Here is a 21,230-nt window from a genome sequence, read left to right as displayed (position 1 = left end):
TTTTGATTGATTGAATTTGACTGGAATCGGCAATGAAGTTGCTCTGGACCACAATGGTTGTTGTTATTCTCCTGCTGCAGGTGCGCCTGTGGGTCGGGGAGGGCAGCTTTGCGCAGGTATGGGCTCTCGAGAAGTCCATCGCCGAGCAACGTGAAGAAAATGCCGAACTGGCTACCCGCAATGAACGTCTGTATGCCGAAGTCAGGAATCTGCGTAATGAGCAGGGCGCCGTTGAAGAGCGGGCCAGAATGAACCTCGGCCTGATTAGAGACGACGAGACCTTTTTCCTGGTTGTTGAAAACTGATTGTCTATGCCTGCTCCGAGACTTTGGCTGATTGTCCCTGCCGCCGGCATCGGCCAGCGTATGCAGGCCGAACAACCGAAACAGTACCTTCGAATCGGCCAGCGTTTCATTCTCGATATCACCCTTTCCCGATTGATGGATTCCGCCCCGTTTTCCGGCTGCATGGTGCCATTGCATCCGGCCGATCATTGGTGGCCGGATACCGAGGCCAGCGGCGATAGCCGAATCCAGACCTGCACCGGCGGATCCGAAAGGGCCGAGTCGGTATTGTCCGCACTGCATGCCCTGGCGGAGCAGATCAGGGATGATGATTGGGTCCTGGTCCACGATGCGGCACGACCATGCCTTCATACCCGGGATCTGTCGAACCTGATTGACCAACTCTACCACCACCCTGTCGGGGGGCTTCTGGCTTCGCCAGTGGCCGACACCCTGAAGCGGGCTGGCACAGGCGACCTGCCTGAAGTTCTTGAAACGGTGGATCGAAAAAATCTGTGGCGGGCATTAACGCCTCAGATGTTTCGCTATCGTATTCTGGTGGATTCACTGGAAGCTGCCCTTGCCGGCGAACTTCTGGTGACTGATGAGTCCTCTGCCGTGGAGTTTTCCGGTAACATGCCGGTTCTGGTCGAAGGACGGCCGGACAATATCAAGATCACCGTACCCGCAGATCTGGCCCTCGCAGGCTTCATTCTCAGCCGGTTCTGAATTTTCGGAGTTTCCGGAGTACATTATGCGTATTGGTCAGGGCTTTGATGTCCATGCCTTCTGTGAAGGCGATAATGTGATTATTGGCGGTGTAAGCATTCCGCATTCCCATGGGCTGAAGGCCCATTCTGATGGTGATGTCCTGCTGCACGCACTGGTGGATGCGCTGCTGGGCGCCGTAGCACTGGGCGACATCGGACATTTTTTTCCGGACACCAGTGATGAGTGGGCGGGCGCCGACAGCCGCGACCTTCTGCGCCGCGTCATGACCCGGGTCCGGGATGAGGGGTTTGGCGTGGTGAATGTGGATGCCACCATCATCGCTCAAACTCCTAAAATGGCCCCTCATATTGATGCCATCCGTCTGAACATTGCGGAAGATCTGGGCGTTCCGGCCAGTCGCGTAAGTGTGAAAGCCACCACCACGGAAAAACTCGGCTTTACCGGGCGCGGTGAGGGCATTGCCTGCCAGGCTATCTGCCTGCTTGAACCGGTGGATTCGTGAGTCAGTGGCGCCTTGACTGGCCCACGTCTGGCGGTGGGCGTGTTGCTTCGGGCCGTTTGAAGACAGCGCCCGGCGATTTCATTGTTGACGAGGTGCTGGAATTTCTGGAAAGCGGCTCCGATGTCAGGGCTGACGCAATCCCCGGCGTCGGAGAGCATCTTTGTGTGAAACTGGAAAAAGTGGGCGATAACACAGAGTACGTCGCTCGCGAACTGGCCAGAATGGCGGGTTGTCGCAACTTTGATGTCGGATTCTGCGGTCTCAAGGATCGACATGCGGTAACACGCCAATGGTTCAGTCTCTATCGGCCAGGGTGTGAAGCTCAAGACGCCGCCCTGATTGACGAAATTGCTGTTCGATGGCCCATTCTGGCGGCCTCGCGACAGGCCCGAAAATTGCGGCGGGGGGAGCACAGTGGCAATGGCTTTGTAATCACCCTTAGAGCAGTCACCGGGGAACGCGAGGTGATTGATTATGCTCTGGCGCGCCTGGCAGATATTGGCGCTCCCAATTACTTTGGCCCCCAACGGTTCGGCAACGGTGGTGCAAACCTTGACCGGGCGGTGCATCTGGATCCCGCCACCCTGAACCGTCGGAGCCGGTCCGGCGGAAAAGGCCGAGGTGGCAAAAAGCGTGCTGGCAGCGACGGCTCGAAAAACGTATTGTATTTTTCGGCGGCCCGCTCATGGCTGTTCAATGAGGTGCTTGCGGCTCGGGTAGACGATGGCAGCTGGGCCGAGGCAGGTGCGACAGGTCCCTTGTGGGGTGACGGCGGCACGACGGCTTCCGGGGCGCTGGAAGCGCTTGAACGGGACATTGTTGCACAAACCCCCGGTTTGGCGAGTCTGTTCTCGGTCACCCGGATGAAACCGGAGCGACGGCCCCTGGCCGTAAAGCCCGAGAGGCTTGCCTGGCGGTGGCTGGCTGAGGACGCTCTGGAACTGATGTTCTTTTTGTCACCCGGCCAGTACGCCACAACGATTTTGAGTGATATTTTCGAGCTTGAGGACATGAGCCTCAGCCGACATAACGAACAACAAGGCTAGCGGAGAACACTGTGCGTATTCTGTTGTCGAACGATGACGGCGTTCACTCACCGGGGCTAATTGCCCTGTTCGAGGGATTGAAGGGGCTGGGTGAGCTGGAGGTGGTAGCGCCCGATCGGGATCATAGCGGCGCCAGCAACGCTCTTACCCTCAATCGGCCTTTGACCGTAGAAGAGCATCCCAACGGGTTCCGCTCTGTGGATGGCACCCCGACCGACTGTGTTCATCTGGCGGTTAACGGGCTGTTCAAAGAGCCGTTCGACAGAGTCGTTTCCGGAATAAACACCCACGCCAACCTGGGTGATGACATTATTTATTCGGGTACGGTTGCCGCAGCCACGGAGGGGCGTCACCTTGGTCTTCCGGCCATCGCTGTTTCCCTGGTCAACGATGGCCACTTTCACTATGCGACGGCTGCCCGTGTGGTCCGGATGCTGCTCGAGAACGAGAGCCCTCTGGAGCTCGGGCCGCGCTCCATCCTCAACGTCAATGTTCCGGACGTCCCCTGGGAAGAACTGGCAGGCATTCGGGTAACCCGTCTGGGCCACCGGGAACGGGCGGAAGGCGCGGTGCCAATGACCTGTCCCCGCGGTAAAGAACGTTACTGGATAGGGGCGGCCGGTGTGGGCGGTGATGCCGGTCCTGGTACCGATTTCAACGCCGTCCGCGAAGGCTACGTCTCGGTAACCCCGGTACATATCGACATGACCCGGCATGAGGCCCTTTCGCGGCTTCGGGACTGGGTTGATACCCTTGCGGATTTGCCGGAGGCCCGGGGATGACCGCTCAGCTTGAAGGTATCGGGATGACCTCACGACGTACCCGGATGCGACTGGTGCAGCGCCTCAGGGAAGCCGGCATTGAATCGGACCGCGTGCTCGAGATCATGGGAGAGGTGCCAAGGCACATCTTCCTGGATGAAGCACTGTCCCATCGCGCTTATGAAGACACATCCCTGCCAATCGGGTATGGCCAGACCCTGTCCCAGCCCTACATTGTGGCAAGGATGACGGAATTGATGCTCGCTCATGGGCCATCACGGGTGCTGGAGCTGGGAACCGGGTCAGGTTACCAGACCTCGGTGCTCTCCCGCCTGTTTTCGGAAATTTACAGCGTTGAGCGTATCAAGGCATTACAGGACAGGGCGCGGGACCGGTTGCGTCAGCTGAACGCCAGGAATGTGTTCCTGAAACACGCTGACGGAGGTATGGGCTGGCCTGAGCGGGGTCCTTTCGATGGCATCATCGTGACCGCAGCGCCCATTGAAGTTCCAGGCGAGTTACTCGCCCAACTGGCAGACGGTGGTGTTCTGATTGCGCCCGTGGGAGAGGAAGACCAGGTGTTGGTTGAGGTAACCCGCCGGGGTGATCGTTTCGATCACAAGGAGTTGGAGCCGGTCCGTTTTGTGCCGCTGTTGGGCGGGGTTGTCCGGTAGTCATGGTTGATTCTGGAGTACCCAATTCCGATCCTGAAAGCGAAACCGGCCGTATCCATCATCCTGCAGCAGTTTTCCTGCGGGGCATTGCCATGGGCGCGGCTGATATTGTTCCAGGTGTCTCTGGCGGCACCATTGCATTCATTACCGGCATATACTTCCGACTGTTGGGAGCCATCAACGCGGTTCCCGCAGCGGTATTCCATGATCTGCTTCGGGGTCGCTTTGGCGCTTTCTGGCGCACTTGCGATGGAACCTTTCTGGCTTGTCTGCTGGTCGGTATCCTGACCAGCATTGCCACCCTGGCTTCAGCCATCAGTTACATGCTGGTGGCCTATCCCATCCTGATCTGGAGCTTTTTCTTCGGTTTGATTGTCGCTTCGGTTTGGCATGTGGGGCGCCAGGTTCGGCACTATGAGCCTCTACTGCTGATCCCGCTGCTACTGGGGATTGCTGTCGCCTGGTGGATAACCACTCTCTCCGCCAGCGAGGTGGCGCCATCCGCACTGGCGTTTTTCGGGGCCGGTGCGCTAGCCATCTGTGCCATGATTCTTCCCGGTATCTCGGGCAGTTTCATACTGGTGATTATTGGTATGTATGCTCCTGTGCTGGCAGCGATCAAATCGTTGGATGTGGGCGTTCTTATGTTGTTTATGGCAGGGTGCGTGGTGGGCCTTTTATCCATTGCCCGCCTGATCACCTGGGCATTTCATCATTTTCATGATCTTGTCCTCGCCCTGCTGACGGGCTTCATGATCGGTGCGCTCAACAAGGTATGGCCCTGGAAAGAAACGCTGAGTTGGCGGGTAAACAGCTCGGGTGAAAAAGTGCCCTTGAATGAGGCAAGCGTCTGGCCATGGACCTTTTTGGAGCAGGCCGGGCAGGATCCCCAGGTGCTACTTGCGGTGGTTATGGCGCTGGCTGGCTTCGCTCTTGTTCTGCTTGTGGAGTGGATTGGCTCAAGGCGCGGGCATGCCTCATCGTCGGCGTAGATCGGGTCGCTTGTTTTGCGAAATTGTTACCTAACGCACATATCGGGTGTTTCGTGAGGTAACAAGGGTGGCCAGCCAGTAACTTGGCTTCCTGCCTGAAATGTGCAATATATTAGCAAGTTACTATAAAAAGTTTAGAAACTGCTTCGATAACCAAAATGGTTTATACGGATTTTTCATAACTGGGTCAGTTTTATTCCTGTGAGATTTTTGCGTGGGCTAGTCAATGCCGTTTTACCGGTGTCCCCGCGGTTCCTTTCCGGTGCCTGTGAATCTTGTCGCCCTGCTAAAAAAACTCCGATCAGCCTGTTTCTCCTCGCTCCCCTCATAACTTTGATGCTGCTGTCTGGCTGCAATACGCCGGCACTGTACCAGGATGACATTTACAATCCCCCGGTTTATTGGGGTAGGCATGTAGTCCAGCCTGGTGAAACCCTCTACAGCATCGCCTGGCGGTATGGTCGGGACTATCGGGAGCTGGGTGACGCCAATGGGATTGGCCCGCCCTGGAACCTCAGGGCGGGGCAGGTGCTTCGTCTGGACCTTCGCGGAAATGTAACCTCGGGCAGTCAGACTACCACGGCTAGCAGACCGGCTGCCGCGGTCTCCAAAACCCCGAGCCGGGCCTCGCCGCCAAAGCAGACAGCCGCCACGGCACCAAAACCTGCGGTTACCAGGGCGCCGAGTAAAGGCGCGCCGCTTGCCTCGCAGACACAGACCGTAGCCCGAATTGAATGGCGCTGGCCGCATATTGGCACTGTAATTGCTGGATATTCAACATCTGGAAAAGTCAATAAAGGTATTGATATTGCCGGCCAAGCCGGGGATGCTGTAAGAGCAGCAGCCACCGGGAATGTAGTCTACGCCGGCAACGGGTTGCTTGGATACGGCAATCTGATTATCGTGAATCATAACGAGCACTATCTGAGTGCTTACGCTCACAACCGGAAGATTCTGGTGCAGGAAGGGGAGGATGTGAAAGCCGGGCAGGTGATCGCAGAGCTCGGTAGCAGTGGCGCTGAACGACCCATGTTGCATTTTGAGATTCGGAAGAATGGCAATCCGGTTGACCCAGTCCATTATCTGCCACCGCGCTAGGAAATGGTGCAGTCAGCAGGCTGCCCAGATCGCACACCCCGGCACTGACAAAAACACCGCGTTCGCAAGAAAAACAAGAACGGTAATGGCCGTGACAGGCCGACCAACAAAATGTCCTGAAGAAAAAGCATGAAGACAAAGACGTCCGCAATAACAAGAAGTATCGGGCGAACATCCAGGATTATTGAGAGGCGGGGCAAGACAAATGTCAGCAGAGCAAGAAGACATCATCATTGATCGCGTGTCGGACATGGACGATGCCGAGGATCAATTGCTAGCAGAAGAAAAAGTCGATAAAGAGGCGACTGAAGAGGTCGCTGAAGTCGAAGAAGATTTCCCTACCCAGGGACGTTATTTCACCAGTCAAAAGCAGCTGGATGCCACTCAGCTGTATCTCAACGAAATCGGATTTTCACCGCTCCTTACGCCGGAAGAAGAAGTTTATTTTGCCCGCCTGGCGCGCAAGGGTGAGGAGTCCGGTCGCAAACGTATGATTGAGAGCAACCTTCGCCTTGTGGTGAAGATTGCCCGTCGCTATGTGAACCGTGGTCTGACTCTGCTGGACCTGATCGAGGAAGGCAATCTTGGCCTGATCAGGGCGGTTGAGAAGTTCGACCCGGAGCGTGGCTTCCGCTTCTCCACTTACGCCACATGGTGGATTCGCCAGACCATTGAGCGCGCCATCATGAACCAGACCCGCACCATCCGACTCCCGATTCATGTGGTGAAGGAACTCAACCTCTACCTGCGTGCGGCGCGGGAGCTGACCCAGAAGCTGGATCACGAACCGTCGGCCGAAGAAATTGCGAAGATGGTCGACAAGCCGGTGGCTGACGTGAAGCGCATGCTTGGTCTGAATGAGCGCGTTGCGTCCATGGATACACCCATCGGCACCGGTGGTGAAAAATCGCTTCTGGATACCGTAGCCGATGAGGGAGCTTCAGATCCGGCGGATCTCCTGCAGGACAACAACATGTGTTCCTGCCTGGAGAAGTGGATTGATCAGCTCAGTGACAAACAGCAGGAGGTTCTCTCCCGCCGGTTTGGTCTTCGGGGCTACCCGGTCAGTACGCTGGAGGAAGTGGGGCAGGAAATCGGTCTGACCCGCGAACGTGTAAGGCAGATCCAGGTCGAGGCGCTGCGTCGTCTTCGTGAGATCCTGGAGAAGGAAGGCTTGTCCGGAAACCTGCTTTTCAAGTAGGACCCTCCAGATATTCCCATCAAAAAGCCGGCCAGGACACTCCTGGCCGGCTTTTTTGTGTTTCAGGATCGCTGCAAATGAGAACCAGGTTGCGCCTTGGCCGCCAGCCTCATTGATAGAATGCCGGGACCGGGCGGGGATAAGGGTGTCGAAGTCCGGTGCACGAATGAAACACGTCAATAATAACGATCGAAAAGGAAAGGACTATGAAGAAGGCTCTTACAACCGGCTTTGCCTCCGTGCTTATGACAGCCCTGCTGTCGGCACCGGCCTCTGCGCTCACCGTAGAAGGCGTTGATGTTCCGGACACCTATTCCGCCATGGATACCGAACTGAAGCTTAATGGCGCGGGTACCCGTTCCAAGTGGTTTATGGATCTGTATGTCGGAGGCCTGTACGTCCCCGAGACCATTGATGATGGTGAGGCCGTTATCAACGCAGACGAGCCCCAGGCGATTACGCTGCATATCATTTCCGGCATGATTACCAGCGAACGGATGACCGAGGCCACGCTGGAGGGTTTCGAAGCCTCCACCGACGGCGATATGGCGTCTATCCAGGAGGATGTGGACCAGTTCATGGCAGTGTTCCAGGAAGAGATCACCGAGGGTGACGTTTTTGATCTGGTGTATCTGCCCGGCGAGGGCGTGCGGGTCCTGAAGAATGGCGAACACAAGGACACGGTTGGCGATCTGGCCTTTAAAAAAGCCCTGTTCGGAATCTGGCTGTCTGACAAGCCGGCCCAGAAGGATCTGAAGGAGAAAATGCTGGGTCAGCGATAACCGTGGCTTGGCATCTGAATCAAAAAGCCGGCGAGATGCCGGCTTTTTAATGCCCCGGGTTCAGAGGTAATCCCGTTTCTGCTTGAATTCGCAGAGGTCTTCGATGATACAGGCACCGCATTTCGGTTTACGGGCAGTGCAGGTATAGCGGCCATGCAGAATCAGCCAGTGGTGGGCGTCCAGCAGAAACTCTTTCGGAACCAGGCGCATCAACCGGTTTTCAACCTCAAGAACATTCTTGCCCGGAGCGATGCCCGTTCGGTTCGACACTCGATAGATATGGGTGTCCACAGCCATCGCCATGTGACCGAAGGCGGTGTTGAGAACCACATTTGCAGTTTTCCGACCCACGCCTGGTAAGGCCTCAAGATCTTCCCGGCGTTCCGGTACCTGACCACCGTGTTTTTCGATCAGCATGCGACAAGTCTTGATCACGTTTTCGGCCTTGCTGTTAAACAGGCCGATGGTCTTGATGTATTCCTTGAGACCATCAACTCCCAGGGCGAGGATGGCCTCTGGGGTGTTGGCTACCGGAAAGAGCCTGTCGGTGGCCTTGTTGACCCCCACATCCGTGGCCTGGGCCGATAGAATAACCGCTATCAGCAACTCGAACGGGCTGGAATAGTTCAGCTCGGTGGTCGGATTGGGGTTGGCTTCCCGTAGCCGGGTGAAGATCTCAATGCGTTTCTGTTTGTTCATCGGCTCTCAGTCTGTTGCAACCAGGGATCAGGAAACGTTGCCGGTGACCCGGACCCGTTTGCTGCCCGCCGCGACGGGTGCGGGCTCATGGGCTTTGCGGCGTTCTTCCAGATGATTGTCGATCCCGTTCTTGAGGGCAATCAGCAGGCCCAGACCCACGAACGCGCCCGGGGGGAGGATCATGAACAGCATGTCCGGGTAGTTTTCGAAGGGGCGTACCACCCAGTCAGCAGCAACGGGGCCGAGGAGCAGGTGCATGTCGACAAACAGAGTGCCCTGTCCGATCAATTCCCGAAGGCCTCCGAGAACCACCAGAACCGCCAGAAAACCGAGGCCCATCATGGCGCCGTCCAACAGTGCCGGAAGTGGTGGGTTCCTCGAGGCGAAGGCGTCGGCCCGGCCCAGGATGGCACAGTTGGTGACAATCAGCGGAATGAAGATGCCAAGAATCAGGTACAGCTCGTAGGTAAAGGCCTGCATCAGCAACTCTGCGCAGGTCACGAACGAGGCGATGATCATCACGAACGCGGGCAGGCGAACTGACTCGCTCACGAAATTGCGAATCAGCGACACCGCGAGATTGGATCCCATGAGTACCATGAGTGTGGCCAGGCCCAGGCCGATGGCGTTAACAACGGTACTGGTCACGGCCAGAAGAGGGCAGAGCCCAAGCACCTGGACGAGGGCAGGGTTATTGTCCCAGAGTCCGTCCCGGACGATTTCGCTGGATGATTTGGTTGCCATGATCAGGAATGCTCCGTATTGGACGATTCGCCGGCAATCGCTTCAGGATTCAGGATCTTGTCTCTTGGTGACGGCTCTTCGTTAAGCCGTTCCCGGATAATCTGACGATTTTCCCGGAAGTAGATAAGTGCTTTTTGAACCGCTTTCACCACAGCCCTAGGTGTGATGGTGGCGCCGGTGAACTGATCGAACTCTCCACCATTCTTTTTAACGTTCCACTCCCGGTGGGGCGGCTTGCCCAGGGACCGGCCATCAAAGCTCTTGATCCAGTCGGATTTCCGGGTCTCGATCTGGTCTCCCAGCCCCGGCGTTTCTTTATGATTGGTTACCCGCACGCCAAGGATAGTACCTTGCATGTTGACGCCCACCAGCAGATGTATTTTGCCAGAGTACCCGTCCGGGGCCACCACGGGCATGATCATGCCAATGGGGCGATCATTCTGTCTCGCCACCCAGACGGTCAGCGGACCGGGTTGCGCTAGCCGCTCACTGGCGGGTAGCTGCACCGTGTCCCTGAGCAGGTCGTTATTGTGCTGGCTCTCCGGAATGATCTCGTAGAGGGCCTGGGCTTCGGCACGAGCCGCCTGCTCACGAATGCGCTCTTCGGTAGCCACCTGGGTCACGGCGATGGTGCCACCGGTGATAACGGCGAACAAGCCGAGCCCGATGGCACTGCGACGGATGGACTGTGCAACTGCAGCCATGATTATCCCTGACTCCCCGGCACACCCCGACGGGCCTTGTGATGCCCGTATGTCCGCGGGGGTGTGTAATGATCAATGAACGGTACGGCAAAATTCATTAGCAGAACGCTGAACGCCACGGCGTCCGGATAATTGCCCCAGGTACGAATCAGGTAGATCAGGATGCCAATCCCGGCCCCGTAGATCAGTTTTCCCTGGTGGCTGGTAGCGGCCGAAACCGGATCGGTGGCAATAAAGAACGCACCCAGCATGGTTCCGCCTGCCAGCAGATGCAGTGAAAGCGGCGTATAGAGGTCGGCATTATTGCCAAAAGCCAGGCTCATTACGATCAGGCCGCCGAGAAACCCCGCTGGAATGTGCCAGCTGATAATGCGAAGGCCGATGAGCAGCAAGCCTCCGGCCAGGAATGCCGCATTGACCCACTCCCACCCTTTGGCGATGCCCTGTCCAAACGTCGGATGGTTGAGAACCTCGACCGCAGTGTGGGTGGTGATCTTGTGTTTGTATTCATCAAGTGGTGTGGCCATGGTCCAGCCATCGACCGCTGTTTGCTGGCCCGAGGCAATGGTCGCCAGTGTCTCACCAAAGCCGGGCGCTCCGTCCCAGAGCATGGCAGGTTCCGCCCAGTTGGTGGTCATGGCCACCGGAAACGAAACCAGAACCAGGGCGTAGCCCACCATGGCGGGGTTGAACGGATTTGAGCCCAGCCCGCCATACAGTTGCTTGGCCACAACGATGGCTGAAATCACCGCGACGGCTGAGACCCACCAGGGCGCGAACTGAGGCAGTGACAGGCCCATCAGAAGGCCGGTGACGGCGGCGGTGTTGTCCTTGATAAAGAACGCGACTGGCTTCTTTCTGAGCTTCAGCAGGGCAGCTTCGGAGGCGATGGCAACGGCGATACAGAAGACAACATTGATCAGGTTGCCCCAGCCAAAAAACAAGGTCTGTGCCAACAGGCCAGGCAAGGCCGCAATAAGCACCCATAACATCACGCGGGATGTTGGCCGGGCACTGTGTGCGTGGGGCGATGACTGCTGAACGAATGCCATGGGTGTGGTGCCTGATCTCGGTTAGTGGGTTGGCTGGGATTCGGTTGGACCGGCGGCCAGCTGCTGTCTGGCTTCAGCCAGGGCTTCTTCAGCACGTTTTACCCGGTCGTGGTTTTTGGCTACGGCCCGCTCCAGTTTCTCCACGTTGTCCGCCTGCTGGGCTTTGGCGTCATCGAGCATGCCCTGCATGGTTTCCAGTTTCGACTGAGCCTGGCTCAACTGTTTTTCAAGGGCCTCGATATCCGGCTTTTCCTCCGCCGGCGGCTCGCTGGCGGCAGGCTGCCTGGAGGCCTCAGCCTTTGCCTTCTTGCGGGCCAGGGCCTGTTCGACCAGCGCCGACTTGGCGGCCCGCTCATCAACCGCTGCACCCTCTGCAGCCGCTTTTTCCGCTTCAGCCTGCTTCTTGGCTGCCGCTTCGGCAGCGGCCTTCGCACGTTCCTGGCGCCTCAGTTCTTTCTCCTGCTGCTCCCGCTCGAGGCGGGCCTGGCGCGCTTCAAAGCGCTCGCGAGCTCTGTCTGCCTTTAGCTGTTCCGCCTGTTGGGCACGGATCTCGCCCTTGGCGAATCGATAGTACTGAACCAGTGGAATGGAACTCGGGCAAACGTAGGAACAAGCTCCGCATTCAATGCAGTCGAACAGGTTCAGGTGCTCCGCCTTTTCAAACTCGGTAGCCTTGGCATGCCAGAACAACTGTTGTGGCAGGAGTTCCATCGGGCAGGCTTCGGCGCACTGGCCACAACGGATGCAGGGCTGTTCAGGTGGCGGTGCCGGCAATTCGGCGGCGGTTGCAGCGATCACACAGTTGGTGGTTTTGATCACCGGTACCGCTTCCGTGGTCAGCGTGTAGCCCATCATGGGCCCGCCAAGCACAAGACGACTAACGGCGTTCTGGTTAACGCCGGCCTGCTCCAGCAGGTGTTCAATCGGCGTGCCAATGAGAGCTTCGAAATTACCCGGTTCCCGGACGGCTTCCCCGGTAATGGTCACCACACGGGAGATCAGCGGTGTTCCTTCGAAAACCGCCTTTGCCACGGCCACTGCGGTTCCGATGTTCTGGCACATCACGCCAATATCGGCTGGAATGCCCCCGCTGGGTACTTCCATGCCGGTCAGAATCTGGATCAGCTGTTTCTCACCGCCTGAGGGATACTTGGTGGGAATAACCGCAATTTCGGTCTGGGTGCCTTCGGTGGCTTTTTGAAGCGCGGCAATGGCCTCCGGCTTGTTGTCCTCGATGCCGATCACGCAACGCTCGGGGCGCAGAATCCAGGCCATGATTTTCAGGCCGGCAACCACTTCGTCGGCCTTTTCCCGCATGGTCATGTCGTCAGCGGTGATGTAGGGCTCGCATTCTGCACCGTTCAGGATGAGCGTGCTTACCTTGCGGTCCCGTGGTGGCCGTAGCTTGATGTTGGTGGGAAAGCCGGCGCCACCCATGCCGGAGATGCCAGCGTCACGGATGATCTGCAGAACCTGGTCCCGCTCCAGGGAACGATAGTCCTTTACGGGATTGCGCTGGCACCACTGGTCTTCACCATCCGATTTCAGGGTGATGCACCGGTCCGTCATACCCGAGGGGTGGGGAACAGGAAGGTCGGCAATGCTCTCAATCACGCCGGATGTTGGCGCGTGTACAGGGACGCCCATGCCCGTTTTCACATCGGCAATTTTCTGGCCCTTCAATACCCGCTCGCCGACCTCAACAATGGCTTCGGCGGGCTCGCCGATGTGCTGCTGAAGGGGCAGAACCAGATAGTCAGGAACGCTGGCGCTGCGAATCGGGCGGGCGGTGGAAATGGCTTTGTGTTCCGGAGGGTGAATGCCGCCGGAAAAGTCCCAGAGTTGAGTCATCAGGCGCTGGCTCCCTGGCGATCGGTGGCAATGAGGCCGGATTTGGGCGGTGTCCAGGTCCAGGTGCGTATATCCTGTTCAACCGTCACCATGTCGATGCAATCCACAGGACAGGGATCAACACACAGATCGCAGCCGGTGCATTCGCTTTCAATCACCGTGTGCATGTGCTTTGCGGCTCCAAGAATGGCGTCCACGGGGCAGGCCTGGATGCACTTGGTGCAACCGATGCATTCGTCCTCACGAATCACCGCAACCCGTTTGACCTGTTCAACGCCATGCTCGGCATCCAGTGGCTCTGGCTCTACATCCAGCAGGTCGGCCAGTGCCTTGATAGTGGACTCGCCGCCTGGCGGGCACTTATTGATGGGGCCGCCCTCGGCGATGGATTCGGCATAGGGACGGCATCCGGGATAGCCGCACTGGCCGCACTGGGTCTGGGGCAGAAGGGCATCAATCTGATCGACCAGGGGATTGCCCTCGACCCGGAATCGTTCAGCGGCAAATCCAAGCAAACCGCCGAAAACCACGGCGAGGGCCAGAAGAACCACAACGGCAACAAGAACGCTTGTCCACATAACCTGTTACTCCTAATCCCGTCAGCCGGTCACACGCTGACCAGGCCGCCAAAGCCCAGGAAAGCCAGAGCCATCAGCCCGGCCGTAACAAGGCCGATAGCGGCACCCCGAAACGCAACCGGAACATCGGCCACGGCGATGCGCTCACGCATGGCGGCAAATAGCACCAGAACCATGGAAAAGCCCGCTGCTGCGCCAAAGCCATACAAAACCGACTCAACGAAATTGTTGTTCTTGTTGATGTTCAGAAGGGCAACGCCGAGCACTGCGCAGTTAGTGGTGATCAGCGGAAGGAAAATACCCAGCACCCGATAGAGCAACGGGCTTGTCTTGCGAACCACCATTTCGGTGAACTGCACCACCACGGCAATCACCAGAATGAACGTGATGGTTCTCAGAAACGCCAGGTCCAGCGGCTCAAGCAGATAGGTGTAGGCAAGGTAACTGCAAACCGACGCCAGGGTCAGCACGAAGGTGGTAGCCAGGGACATACCCATGGCCGTTTCCAGCTTTCCGGACACACCCATGAACGGGCACAGGCCCAGAAACTGAACCAGCACAAAATTGTTCACCAGAATGGTGCTGACCAGAATCAGCAGATATTCCGTCATTTACCTTGCTCCATTGGCCCCTGCCAGCTCTGCCTGGTCGCCCTTACATGACCCGCATGCCGGGGGTGGCGCCGGAATCCGGGGACAGGATGAAGATGTCCTTGCCGCCGGGGCCGGCCGCCAGAACCATGCCCTCGGACATCCCGAACTTCATCTTCCGTGGCTTGAGGTTAGCGACCATCACCGTCAGGCGCCCCTCGAGTTCTTCCGGATTGTAGGCTGACTTGATACCAGCAAACACGTTGCGCTCGCCATGCCCTACGTCAAGGGTGAGGCGAAGAAGCTTGTCGGCGCCGTCCACATGCTCGGCTTTGACAATTTTAACCACCCGAAGATCCACTTTCGCGAAATCGCCAAATTCTATTTCATCTGCGATCGGCTCCAGATTGGCAGCAGGCGCCGGTTTGCCGGTCGCTGCAGGCAATTCCTCCTTGGAGGCGTCCAGCATTTTCTCGATCTGGGCCATGTCCACGCGGTTCATCAGCGGTTTGAACTTGTTGATACCGTGGTTTTCCAGGCGCTCGCCGCGGTTGTTCCAGTCCAGCGGCGCATTCAGGAACGTCTCGGACGCCTTGGCAGTTTCCGGCAGTACCGGCGCCAGATAGGTCATCAGAAGATGGAACATGTTGATGGCGTTGGTACAGATAGCCTGCAGGTTCTCGTCCTGGCCTTCCTGCTTGGCAATCACCCAGGGCTGCTCGTCGTTAACATACTGGTTGGCAATGTCCGCCAGTTCCATGATCCGGCGCATCGCGCGGCCGAATTCGCGGGTCTCGTAGAATTCCTCGATTTCCTTGCCGGCTTCGATGAATTCTTTCAGTTTGGCGTGCTCGGTCACCTGGCCAAGCTGGCCTTCAAAGCGCTTGGTAATGAAACCGGCGCTGCGGCTGGCAATATTCACCACCTTGCCCACCAGATCCGAGTTCACCCGGGCAGCAAAGTCTTCCAGGTTCAGGTCCATGTCATCCACGCTGCCGGTCAGCTTGGCGGCGAAGTAGTAGCGCAGGTATTCCGGATTCAGATGGTCCAGATAGGTGCGCGCCATGATAAACGTGCCCCGGGACTTGGACATCTTCTTCCCGTTAACGGTGACAAAACCGTGGGCCCACACCGCGGTCGGCGTGCGGAAGCCTGCATCGTGCAGCATCGACGGCCAGAACAGCGCGTGGAAGTTGATGATGTCCTTGCCGATGAAGTGGTAGACCTCAGCGGTGGAATCGGCCTTCCAGAAGTGCTCGAAATCGATGCCTTCCCGGTTGCAGAGGTTCTTGAAGCTCGCCAGGTAACCAATCGGCGCGTCCAGCCAGACATAGAAGTACTTGCCCGGAGCGTCCGGAATCTCGAAACCGAAGTAGGGCGCATCACGGCTGATGTCCCATTCCTGCAGACCGGCGTCCAGCCATTCAGCCAGCTTGTTGGCCACCTGGGGCTGCAGCGTTCCGCTGCGGGTCCACTTGGCGAGGAAATCCTGGAAATCTGGCAGCTTGAAGAAATAGTGCTCGGATTCCTTCTCGATCGGTGTGGCACCGGAGACCGCCGAGCGCGGATTGATCAGCTCGGCAGGCGTGTAGGTGGCGCCACAGGCCTCACAGTTATCACCGTACTGGTCCTCGGTCTTGCACTTGGGGCAGGTGCCCTTGATGAACCGGTCCGCCAGGAACATGTTCTTTTCCGGATCGTAGGATTGGGTGATCTTGCGCGTGGCAATGTGTCCGTTTTCCTGAAGCTGACGGTAGATGTACTCCGAGAACTGACGATTCTCCTCGGAGTGGGTGGTGTAATAGTTGTCGAAGCGGATATGGAACCCGGCGAAATCTTCCTGGTGCTCCTCACGGATCCGGTCGATCAGCTGCTCGGACGTAATGCCTTCCCGCTCCGCGCGGAGCATGATGGCGGTGCCATGGGCATCGTCGGCGCAAACGTAGTAACAGTTCTGGCCACGCATCTTCTGGTAGCGCACCCAGATATCGGTCTGAATGTATTCCAGCAGGTGCCCCAGATGGATAGGGCCGTTGGCGTACGGCAGGGCGCTGGTAACCAGAATATCGCGCTGTTGCTTGCTCGCTTGCGTCATGGTGATGTCCGAACCTTATGTTGACACGGGTTGGAAAAACAAAACGGGGACTGGCAGCTGTCTTGATTGATTGCCCCAGATAAAGACCCCATATGGTCAGAAACGGGCACAGATGATACCTTCCGAGCAGATAATTTTCACCCGAATCACCTGTTTCCGTGCTTAAAATCGAGCATGAGCTTATTCCGGAGAACCCGATGACACAGATTTCAGAGCAGGCCCTGCAAGCAGCGGTTCGCGAGTACCGCGATCCCTACCTCAACAAGGACCTCTACGAACTGGGTGCCGTTAAATCCCTCAACGCCGACGACAACGGGAACGTTACCCTCATGGTCGAGCTGCCATATCCCTCGAAAGGCATCGCAGGAGCCTTGAAACAGCTGGTCGGTAACGCCCTGGAAGACGTCGATGGTGTCGAGAACGTGGACGTCCACGTGGGCCAGAAAATCCACTCCTACAAAGTCCAGAAAGACCTGCCCTCGGTCCCCGGCGTGAAAAACATCATCGCCGTCGCCTCCGGCAAGGGCGGTGTCGGCAAATCCACCACCGCCGTCAACCTGGCTCTGGCTCTCCAGGCCGAAGGTGCACGGGTCGGCATCCTCGACGCCGACATCTACGGCCCCAGCATCGGCATGATGCTCGGCGTGCCTGAAGGTAAACGCCCGGATACCCGCGAAAACAAATACTTCGTCCCAATGGACGCCCACGGACTCCAGGCCAACTCCATGGCCTTCGTCGTCACCGAGAAAACCCCCATGGTCTGGCGCGGCCCCATGGTCAGCGGCGCCGTGATGCAACTGCTGCAGCAAACCCTCTGGAACGAACTCGACTACCTCATTGTCGACATGCCCCCCGGCACCGGCGACATCCAGCTCACCCTGGCCCAGAAAGTCCCGGTAACCGGCGCCGTCATCGTCACCACACCCCAGGACATCGCCCTGCTGGACGGCAAGAAAGGCATCGAAATGTTCCGCAAAGTCGACATCCCGGTCTTGGGCGTGGTCGAAAATATGAGTGTCCACATTTGCAGCAACTGCGGCCACGAAGAGCCCCTCTTCGGCCACGGCGGCGGCGAACGCATTGCTGAGGAATACGACACCACACTCCTCGGCCAGTTGCCCCTGCACATGACCATCCGGGAGCAAACCGATGGCGGCACCCCCTCCGTGATCGCCGAACCGGACTCCGAAGTGGCCCGCCGTTATCGCGATATCGCGAGAAGGGTAGGGGCCGAGCTCTCGACCCGCGAGCGGAACCTCTCCGGTTCGATCTCAAGTGTTTCCGTGACCGAGCACTGAGGCGCCGCGCAGAACTGCGGCGGTTAACTCACTGGCTTGATCACGGCCGCAGGGGCAGCCTTCCAAAAATGTCGAAGGCCATGGATGGCCTTCGCCAAGCGCACATGGATGTGCTCGTAGCGGTTTTTGGAAGGCTGCCCCTGTGGGCGTAGCCCGCCAATGCTGAAGTCCTGAATAACAGTCGCAGCCCCCTTAAGGCGGAACCTCCGTGGGCTTCGACAGACCCCGAGTGAACAGGTAAACTACGCCCCAATTTTCCCAGTGGATACGAGACTTCGCCAATGAGCATCAAATCCGACAAGTGGATTCGCCGGATGTCCGAACAACACGGCATGATCGAACCGTTCGAAAGCGGACAGGTTCGTGAAACCGAAAAAGGCCGCGTGATCTCCTACGGCACCTCCAGCTACGGCTACGACGTACGCTGCAGCAACGAATTCAAAATCTTCACCAACGTCCACTCCGCCACCGTGGACCCGAAGAACTTCGACGAAAACAGCTTCGTCAACTACACTGGCGACGTCTGCATCATCCCGCCGAACTCCTTCGCGCTGGCCCGTACCGTGGAATACTTCCGCATCCCGCGAAGCGTACTGACCATCTGCCTGGGCAAGTCCACCTATGCCCGCTGCGGGATCATTGTCAACGTAACCCCGCTGGAGCCGGAATGGGAAGGCCAGGTAACCCTGGAATTTTCCAACACCACCAACCTGCCGGCGAAGATCTACGCCAATGAAGGCGTGGCCCAGATGCTGTTCTTCGAATCTGACGAAATCTGTGAAACCAGCTACAAGGATCGCGGCGGCAAGTACCTCGGCCAGACCGGCGTGACCCTGCCCAGGACATGAACGCCAATCAGTTCCTGAAAGCCGTCTCACAACTGCAGGGCTGGCGCGAATGCGCCTTCCTGCTCGCTCTGGCTGAGCGCTCATTCCCGAATTACGCGTTGTTTTCCGACGCCATGGGCCTGAAAACCGGTGCCAAAATGCGCCAGCTTCTGGATCTGGGCTGGGACATGCTTCAAAAAGACGTCTCGGAATCCGCCATTCCCCAGCTACTTGCGAAACTGGAAACCCTGTCGCCAGATGTCGAAGCCTACGATGCCTACGGCGTGTACCCGGCCTTCGACTTCTGTCAGCTACTGGAGCAGGCCCTGCTGAACCGGCTCAACCCGGCCAAGCACCGGGCCACCGATGCCTCGCAGATGGCTACCGGAACCGTGATGAACTTTATTGAGCTGTCGGAGGGCGAGGATCTGGAGGAGGACGAACTTGTTCGTTTGCTCGATCACCATCCGCTAATGAAGGAAGACAAAACCTTCCAGCGGGACCTGATCCTGGCTCTGAAACGCCAGCGTACGCCGACCGATCAGTTTGTGGCCCGGCTTCGGGAAGACGCCGCCAACGAGGGCGTCAGTAACCTCGGTATCTCGCTCAGCGAATAAACGCAGGGTGAAGAAGCAAGCTACACTTCCGGTAGTACTCCTTATTCTCAGATTAGGTCAGATGGATTTAACCCCATGAAACTCTCTGCTTTTGGTCGCAAGTTCACCGCCGATGCCGGCATCACGTCTCTGATGGATGACCTGGGTAACGCCATGGCATCCGGAGATGACATGATCATGATGGGTGGCGGTAATCCAGGGCACATTCCCGAGATTCAGCAGCGGGTGCAGGAAATTCTGGCCGATATGAGTCGTAGTGAGGGCGACGTTCGCCGTTTGGTCGGCATCTACGATCCGCCCCAGGGTGAAAAACAGTTTATCGCCTCGCTCGCCGAACTGCTTAACCGGGAATACGACTGGGGGTTGAAGCCCGAGAATATTGCCCTGACCAACGGCAGTCAGGCGGCCTTCTTCATGCTCTTCAACATGTTTGGCGGCGATTATGGCGAAGGACAGCGCAAGCATATCCTGTTGCCACTGGCCCCCGAGTATATCGGCTATGCCGACGCTGGCATCGAACCGGGACTGTTCCACGCGGTTCAGCCGGACATCTCCTTCACCGATGCCCACGAATTCAAGTATCGGGTGGATTTTGATGCGGTGGAGGTCACCGGAGAAACCGGCGCCATCTGTGTGTCGCGGCCAACCAATCCCACTGGCAACGTTGTCACGGATGAGGAGCTTGCGCGGCTCGAAGAGCTTGCCCGGCAGCACGATGTTCCGCTGATCGTTGACGGAGCCTACGGCACGCCCTTCCCGAGCTTGTTGTTCGTTGATGCAACGCCGGCCTGGAACGACCAGATTATCCTCTGTCTGAGCCTTTCGAAGCTGGGTTTGCCGGCGGCGAGGACCGGTATCGTGATTGCGGCTGAGCCCGTGATCAAGGCGCTTTCCGGTATCAACGCCATCATGAATCTGGCGACTGGCAGCTTTGGTGCCATGCTGGCGGAGCCGCTGGTTCGCTCCGGTGAGATCCTGTCCCTGAGCCGGGATGTGGTTTGCCCCTTCTACAAGGCGAAGATGGCGCGGGCGGTGGCGGCTTTCCGGGAGGCCATGGGTGAGGACAGCTGCCGCTGGTACGTCCACAAACCCGAAGGCGCCATGTTCCTGTGGCTCTGGTTCCCGGACCTGCCGATTACCAGCCTGGAACTGTACCAGAGGCTGAAAAGCCGCGGTGTCCTGGTGGTTTCCGGGCATTATTTCTTCCCGGGGTTGCCCGAGGATGGCTGGAGGCACCGGCACGAGTGCCTGCGCGTTACCTATTCACAGGACGACGACCGGGTCGCCGAAGGTCTTCGGATCATTGCTGATGAGGTCAAGGCGGTGTGGCGGGAGGCCGGGCGCAGCGTCTAGCGCTCGAACTCCGCTTCCTTGAGTTTCAGCTCGTAGGTGCTGCCGTCCGGCTCCACCTGTCTGAGCCGGACGAGCAGGTAATTCTGCTCCGGCGAAAACCACATCAGGGTCTGGCGCTTCGAGTCCTCGCGGACCTTCTCTGCCTTGAGCGTGCTTCTCTGTTTGCTGCCCGTGTTTATCATCTCGCCGTTGATCACCGCGAAGCGATCTGTATCTATGGAGTTGCCGTCCAGCACCCGATAGGTCATATCCCGCTTGCCGTTCTTGATATCCTGATGCAGCTGAAGCTGATAACCCAGCGGGTCCAGAAGCCCTTCCTCAAGTGGTAGTTCAAAGCGCTTGCCCTTGTATTCCCCGCTTGCGACGCCTGCGGACCAGTCAAAGTCGATCGATTGCTTTCGGTCGCTGATCAGAAAACCGGATAGTCGGTACCGGTATCGCATGGGTATGACGTGTCCGTCCTCCCAGCGGAATACGAGCGATTCGTCGATACTCACGATAAAGGAATCGACATCCGTCCGGTAAAGCCAGATGTCGTTGCCCTGGGAGGTAAGTGTGCGCTTTGCAGTACCATTGAGGGAGAGCCCCTTTTCCATGGCTGCGGTGTAGCTGGCCTCGAAAGGGGTCAGGTCGGCTTCAGTCTGTGCGTGCAGATTGGCCGGCCCGGCCAGAATGCCGAGGCAGGCCAGCAAGACCGCTAAGCCTGCTCTGGTGAGTCGTCGTGAAAGCATCTTGTCATTCCCGAACCAT

23 protein-coding genes are annotated in these 21,230 nt (G+C 57.9%); 14 read left to right on the top strand and 9 right to left on the bottom strand.

Annotated features, from left to right (window positions below; all coding sequences use genetic code 11):
- Nucleotides 1-32 precede the first annotated feature (32 nt).
- The 10 genes from WA411_RS13450 (at nt 33) to WA411_RS13405 (ending at nt 8,072) form a co-directional block, all read left to right on the top strand.
- Nucleotides 33-305, top strand: a complete 273-nt coding sequence (locus WA411_RS13450; RefSeq protein ID WP_069184527.1) for a septum formation initiator family protein — start codon at nt 33-35, stop codon at nt 303-305.
- 6 nt (nt 306-311) lie between these two features.
- Nucleotides 312-1,013 carry a 2-C-methyl-D-erythritol 4-phosphate cytidylyltransferase gene (gene ispD, locus WA411_RS13445; protein ID WP_291907889.1) on the top strand — a complete coding sequence of 234 codons (702 nt, stop codon included), beginning with the start codon at nt 312-314 and terminating at the stop codon, nt 1,011-1,013.
- A gap of 25 nt (nt 1,014-1,038) precedes the next feature.
- Nucleotides 1,039-1,518 carry a 2-C-methyl-D-erythritol 2,4-cyclodiphosphate synthase gene (gene ispF, locus WA411_RS13440; protein WP_291907887.1) on the top strand — a complete coding sequence of 160 codons (480 nt, stop codon included), beginning with the start codon at nt 1,039-1,041 and terminating at the stop codon, nt 1,516-1,518.
- The gene (truD, locus tag WA411_RS13435) at nt 1,515-2,564 is read left to right on the top strand and encodes a tRNA pseudouridine(13) synthase TruD (RefSeq protein WP_291907885.1); all 1,050 of its coding nucleotides are present in this window, start codon (nt 1,515-1,517) and stop codon (nt 2,562-2,564) included. The genes ispF and truD overlap by 4 nt, the downstream gene beginning before the upstream one ends.
- Before the next feature lie 11 nt (nt 2,565-2,575).
- Entirely contained in the window at nt 2,576-3,346 is a 771-nt protein-coding gene (gene surE / locus WA411_RS13430) for a 5'/3'-nucleotidase SurE (protein WP_291907883.1), read from the top strand.
- Nucleotides 3,343-3,999 carry a protein-L-isoaspartate(D-aspartate) O-methyltransferase gene (locus WA411_RS13425; RefSeq protein ID WP_069184532.1) on the top strand — a complete coding sequence of 219 codons (657 nt, stop codon included), beginning with the start codon at nt 3,343-3,345 and terminating at the stop codon, nt 3,997-3,999. Before surE ends, WA411_RS13425 begins: the two co-directional genes overlap by 4 nt.
- A gap of 2 nt (nt 4,000-4,001) precedes the next feature.
- Nucleotides 4,002-4,991, top strand: coding sequence for a DUF368 domain-containing protein (locus WA411_RS13420; protein ID WP_291907881.1), 990 nt, complete (start codon nt 4,002-4,004; stop codon nt 4,989-4,991).
- 336 nt (nt 4,992-5,327) lie between these two features.
- The gene (locus tag WA411_RS13415) at nt 5,328-6,089 is read left to right on the top strand and encodes a peptidoglycan DD-metalloendopeptidase family protein (RefSeq protein WP_174805055.1); all 762 of its coding nucleotides are present in this window, start codon (nt 5,328-5,330) and stop codon (nt 6,087-6,089) included.
- A 205-nt stretch (nt 6,090-6,294) separates the two neighbouring features.
- Nucleotides 6,295-7,290 (top strand): RNA polymerase sigma factor RpoS, encoded by a 996-nt coding sequence (rpoS, locus tag WA411_RS13410; protein WP_069184534.1) that lies wholly within the window; start codon nt 6,295-6,297, stop codon nt 7,288-7,290.
- Nucleotides 7,291-7,496: 206 nt separating this feature from the next.
- Nucleotides 7,497-8,072, top strand: a complete 576-nt coding sequence (locus WA411_RS13405; protein ID WP_291907878.1) for a chalcone isomerase family protein — start codon at nt 7,497-7,499, stop codon at nt 8,070-8,072.
- Between the two features lie 60 nt (nt 8,073-8,132).
- Here the strand turns inward: WA411_RS13405 and nth are convergent, their stop codons facing one another.
- From nth to metG, 8 genes are read right to left on the bottom strand one after another with little or no spacing between them, the layout of a single operon-like run.
- Nucleotides 8,133-8,771 (bottom strand): endonuclease III, encoded by a 639-nt coding sequence (gene nth, locus WA411_RS13400; protein ID WP_291907876.1) that lies wholly within the window; start codon nt 8,769-8,771, stop codon nt 8,133-8,135.
- A gap of 27 nt (nt 8,772-8,798) precedes the next feature.
- Complete coding sequence (locus WA411_RS13395; protein WP_209398118.1) at nt 8,799-9,515, bottom strand: electron transport complex subunit E; 717 nt, start codon at nt 9,513-9,515, stop codon at nt 8,799-8,801.
- 2 nt (nt 9,516-9,517) lie between these two features.
- The gene (gene rsxG / locus WA411_RS13390) at nt 9,518-10,219 is read right to left on the bottom strand and encodes an electron transport complex subunit RsxG (RefSeq protein WP_136629638.1); all 702 of its coding nucleotides are present in this window, start codon (nt 10,217-10,219) and stop codon (nt 9,518-9,520) included.
- Nucleotides 10,220-10,221: 2 nt separating this feature from the next.
- Nucleotides 10,222-11,271, bottom strand: coding sequence for an electron transport complex subunit RsxD (gene rsxD / locus WA411_RS13385; RefSeq protein WP_291907871.1), 1,050 nt, complete (start codon nt 11,269-11,271; stop codon nt 10,222-10,224).
- Nucleotides 11,272-11,292: 21 nt separating this feature from the next.
- Nucleotides 11,293-13,122, bottom strand: coding sequence for an electron transport complex subunit RsxC (gene rsxC, locus WA411_RS13380; protein WP_291907869.1), 1,830 nt, complete (start codon nt 13,120-13,122; stop codon nt 11,293-11,295).
- The gene (gene rsxB, locus WA411_RS13375) at nt 13,122-13,700 is read right to left on the bottom strand and encodes an electron transport complex subunit RsxB (protein ID WP_136629641.1); all 579 of its coding nucleotides are present in this window, start codon (nt 13,698-13,700) and stop codon (nt 13,122-13,124) included. Before rsxB ends, rsxC begins: the two co-directional genes overlap by 1 nt.
- A 29-nt stretch (nt 13,701-13,729) precedes the next feature.
- Nucleotides 13,730-14,311, bottom strand: coding sequence for an electron transport complex subunit RsxA (gene rsxA, locus WA411_RS13370; protein ID WP_008172856.1), 582 nt, complete (start codon nt 14,309-14,311; stop codon nt 13,730-13,732).
- Between the two features lie 43 nt (nt 14,312-14,354).
- Complete coding sequence (gene metG / locus WA411_RS13365) at nt 14,355-16,385, bottom strand: methionine--tRNA ligase (RefSeq protein WP_291907866.1); 2,031 nt, start codon at nt 16,383-16,385, stop codon at nt 14,355-14,357.
- 197 nt (nt 16,386-16,582) lie between these two features.
- Here metG and apbC point away from each other — a divergent pair, with 197 nt between their 5' ends.
- The 4 genes from apbC (at nt 16,583) to WA411_RS13345 (ending at nt 20,480) form a co-directional block, all read left to right on the top strand.
- The gene (gene apbC / locus WA411_RS13360) at nt 16,583-17,683 is read left to right on the top strand and encodes an iron-sulfur cluster carrier protein ApbC (protein ID WP_069184543.1); all 1,101 of its coding nucleotides are present in this window, start codon (nt 16,583-16,585) and stop codon (nt 17,681-17,683) included.
- A gap of 281 nt (nt 17,684-17,964) precedes the next feature.
- Nucleotides 17,965-18,531, top strand: coding sequence for a dCTP deaminase (dcd, locus tag WA411_RS13355; protein ID WP_008172848.1), 567 nt, complete (start codon nt 17,965-17,967; stop codon nt 18,529-18,531).
- Nucleotides 18,528-19,127 carry a YjaG family protein gene (locus tag WA411_RS13350; RefSeq protein ID WP_069184544.1) on the top strand — a complete coding sequence of 200 codons (600 nt, stop codon included), beginning with the start codon at nt 18,528-18,530 and terminating at the stop codon, nt 19,125-19,127. The genes dcd and WA411_RS13350 overlap by 4 nt, the downstream gene beginning before the upstream one ends.
- 75 nt (nt 19,128-19,202) lie before the next feature.
- A complete protein-coding gene (locus tag WA411_RS13345) occupies nt 19,203-20,480 on the top strand; it encodes a valine--pyruvate transaminase (protein WP_291907862.1) in 1,278 nt (425 codons plus the stop codon).
- Here WA411_RS13345 and WA411_RS13340 read toward each other — a convergent pair.
- Nucleotides 20,477-21,211 (bottom strand): DUF3108 domain-containing protein, encoded by a 735-nt coding sequence (locus tag WA411_RS13340; RefSeq protein ID WP_291907860.1) that lies wholly within the window; start codon nt 21,209-21,211, stop codon nt 20,477-20,479. The genes WA411_RS13345 and WA411_RS13340 overlap by 4 nt on opposite strands.
- Nucleotides 21,212-21,230: the final 19 nt, after the last annotated feature.

It is taken from the genome of Marinobacter sp. CH_CUG1437-1 (genome assembly GCF_037029655.1).
In the GTDB taxonomy this organism is placed as follows: Bacteria; Pseudomonadota; Gammaproteobacteria; order Pseudomonadales; family Oleiphilaceae; genus Marinobacter; species Marinobacter salsuginis.
This window is presented reverse-complemented; position numbering and strand designations above follow the sequence as displayed.